Here is a 2,677-nt window from a genome sequence, read left to right on the forward strand (position 1 = left end):
CGGGCGTTCGTCGGGCCACTGGGCGTCGACCTGCGCGTTCGGCCGGACCGCGCGGCCGCCGGACAGGGCCAGCCGGACGAGCAGCCCGCGGACCCGGGCGCCGGAGACGGGCACGACGGCGTCGCCCCGGCGCACCTCGACGGCGCCGAGCAGCGTCACGCGCAGCCCGCTCACGGTGCAATCCTCTCAGGCCGGCGCTCAGGCCGGCGCCAAGGCGGGCTCTCAGGCGGGCTCTCAGGTAGGCCGGACCCGCTCGGCGATCCGCTCGATGGCGACCAGATCGTCCGCGGTCAGCCGATCGAGGAAGTGATGCCGGACCGACTCCACGTGCGCGGGCGCGGCGTTGCCCAGCGCCTCCAGGCCGTCGTCGGTGAGCACCAGGAGGCAGCCGCGCCCGTCGGCCGGGTCGGGCTCGCGCCGCAGCAGGCCGCGCGCCTCCATGCGGGTCGCGTGGCGCGACAGCCGGCTGCGCGACCAGCCCATCTTGTCGGCCTGCTCGCCCAGGGTGCTGGTGTGGCCGGGCCGCTCCGAGAGCGTGCTGAGCACCTCGTAGTCGGCCTCGGACAGCCCGACCGCCGCCAGGTCGCGCGCGGTGCCGGTCTGCACCGCGACCATCACCCGCAGGAAGGCCCGCCAGGCCCGCTCCTCGTCCGGCTCCAGCCATCGTACGGAAGATTTCGTTGACATGTAATCAACTTATCACGTACGCTCGTTTCCATGTCAACGAAATTGCTTCGCATCGTGGTGCTGGTGTGCACCACCCGCCCCGGCGCCCTCGGTCCCGAGGTGGCGCGATGGCTCACCGAGGCCGTCTCGCCACGCGCGGCGCAGCTCGGCGCCGAGCTCGTGCCGGTGTCGCTGGCCGAGCTCGGGCTGCCCTTCCTTGACGAGGAGGAGCACCCGTCGTCCGGCGTCTACCGGCAGGAGCACACCCGCCGGTGGAGCTCCATCGTCGACGCGGCGGACGGCTTCATCGCGGTGACGCCGGAGTACAACTACGGGATGCCGGCGACGCTCAAGAACGCGCTGGACTATCTGGGCCGCGAGTGGGCGTGGAAGCCGATGGGGTTCGTCAGCTACGGCAACACGTCGGCGGGCACCCGGTCGGTGCAGCACGCCAAGCAGGTGGTGACCACGCTGCGGCTGGTGCCGCTGGGCGCGACGGTGGCGATCCGCATCGGCGACGCGGTGCGGGACGGGCGGCTGCGACCCGATCCGGCCCGCGACGCGGCCGCCGTCGGCGTGCTGGACGAGCTGGTCCGGCTGGCGCACGCGCTGCGGCCCATGCGCGAGCGGTCCGGCGCCACACCCGGCCCGCTGCCCGGGTCGTACCTGCGACGCCTGACGCCGGAGGACGCGCCGGAGGTCACGGTGCTGCAGCGGTGCTGCTGGATGGACGAGGCGATCGTCAACGAGACCACGGCGATCCCGGCCCTGCACGAGTCCCTGGAGGACATTCGCGCCTGGCTGGCCGGCTGGCACACGACGGGCCTGCTGCTGGACGGCCGGCTGGTGGGCATGGTGCGCACCCGCCGCGACGGCGACGACTGGCACGTGGGCCGGCTGGCCGTGGCGCCGGACCTGCGTGGCCACGGACTGGGCCGCCGACTGCTGCACATCGCGGAGGCCGCCGCCGAGCCCGGTTGCCGCCGCATCCTGCTGACGACCGGCGCGAGGAGCGAGCGCAACCTCGCCCTCTACCGCAGCGAGGGCTACCGGGAACTCGTCGGCACCGACGCGACCGTCATCGACCTGGCGAAGGAACTCTGACGATAGTTAGCCCTTGCGCTAACTATCGAGGCGGGCGATACTTAGCCGCATGGCACAGTATTCGGCGCAGCTCGACGGCGTGTTCGTCGCCCTCGCCGACCCGACCCGGCGCGGGATCATCCGGCACCTCGGCCACGGCCCGACCAGCGTCGGCGACCTCGCCCGCGAGTTCCCGATGACCCTGCCCTCGTTCATGAAGCACGTGCGCACGCTCGAGTCCAACGGCCTGATAAGCACCACCAAGTCGGGCCGCGTGCGCACCTGCGTGTTGATCCGCGATCGCCTCGCCGTCGTCGACGACTGGCTCGCCGAGCAGCGCCGGGTCTGGGAGGACCGCACCGACCGCCTCGAGAACTTCCTCGCTGACGAACCGAAGGAGCAACCGTGAATCCCGACCTCGACCTGACCCTGGAGCGCGTCATCCGCGCCCCGCGCGCCGCCGTCTGGAGCGCGTGGACCGACGCGGCCCGCTTCGAGAAGTGGTGGCTGCCGGCGCCGACCCTGTGCCGCGTCGAGCGCCTCGACGTGCGGCCCGGCGGCGCGCTGGTGACCCTGATGAGCGACGACGGGGAGAAGTTCGTGCCGCACATGGACGCCACCTACCTGGTCGTCGAGGACCAGGAGCGGATCGTCTTCACCAACACGGTGGACAGTTCCTGGCGGCCGACCGACCCGGCGCCGGTGGCGATGACCGCCGAGATCACCTTCGCCGAGCATCCGGAGGGCACCGCCTACCGGATCGTGGTCCGCCACGGCGATCCGGCGGCCCGGGCGCGGCACGAGCAGCTCGGCTTCGCGGACGGCTGGGGCCTGACCACCGCCCAGCTCATCGACGTCGTCACCAAATAGCACCGCGCCGCCGGGCGCGCACCAAGCGAACAGTGGTAGCCCAGGAGGCCATCCGGCC

At 72.6% G+C, this 2,677-nt stretch carries 4 protein-coding genes; 3 read left to right on the plus strand and 1 reads right to left on the minus strand.

Translation table 11 applies throughout. The features are described from left to right. Positions 1-234 precede the first annotated feature (234 nt). The gene (locus tag AB0M20_RS36850; RefSeq protein ID WP_364305343.1) at positions 235-687 is read right to left on the minus strand and encodes a MarR family transcriptional regulator; all 453 of its coding nucleotides are present in this window, start codon (positions 685-687) and stop codon (positions 235-237) included. A gap of 30 nt (positions 688-717) precedes the next feature. On the opposite strand from AB0M20_RS36850, the gene AB0M20_RS36855 reads away from it, so the two are divergent. Genes AB0M20_RS36855 through AB0M20_RS36865 form a run of 3 tightly spaced genes read left to right on the plus strand, consistent with a single transcriptional unit; the run spans position 718 to position 2,619 of the window. Continuing rightward, a complete protein-coding gene (locus AB0M20_RS36855) occupies positions 718-1,770 on the plus strand; it encodes a bifunctional NAD(P)H-dependent oxidoreductase/GNAT family N-acetyltransferase (protein WP_364305346.1) in 1,053 nt (350 codons plus the stop codon). A gap of 49 nt (positions 1,771-1,819) precedes the next feature. Further along, positions 1,820-2,158, plus strand: coding sequence for a metalloregulator ArsR/SmtB family transcription factor (locus AB0M20_RS36860; RefSeq protein WP_364305348.1), 339 nt, complete (start codon positions 1,820-1,822; stop codon positions 2,156-2,158). After that, entirely contained in the window at positions 2,155-2,619 is a 465-nt protein-coding gene (locus tag AB0M20_RS36865; protein WP_364305349.1) for an SRPBCC domain-containing protein, read from the plus strand. Before AB0M20_RS36860 ends, AB0M20_RS36865 begins: the two co-directional genes overlap by 4 nt. The last annotated feature ends 58 nt before the right edge of the window (positions 2,620-2,677 follow it).

The sequence above is a fragment of the Actinoplanes sp. NPDC051633 genome, from assembly GCF_040681735.1.
In the GTDB taxonomy this organism is placed as follows: domain Bacteria; phylum Actinomycetota; class Actinomycetes; order Mycobacteriales; family Micromonosporaceae; genus Actinoplanes.

What these genes read in the sequence shown, in the direction of transcription:
- AB0M20_RS36860 (WP_364305348.1), top strand. Translation starts at nt 1,820, where the DNA reads ATGGCACAGTATTCGGCGCAGCTCGACGGCGTGTTCGTCGCCCTCGCC.
- AB0M20_RS36855 (WP_364305346.1), top strand. Translation starts at nt 718, where the DNA reads ATGTCAACGAAATTGCTTCGCATCGTGGTGCTGGTGTGCACCACCCGC.
- AB0M20_RS36850 (WP_364305343.1), bottom strand. Translation starts at nt 687, where the DNA reads ATGTCAACGAAATCTTCCGTACGATGGCTGGAGCCGGACGAGGAGCGG.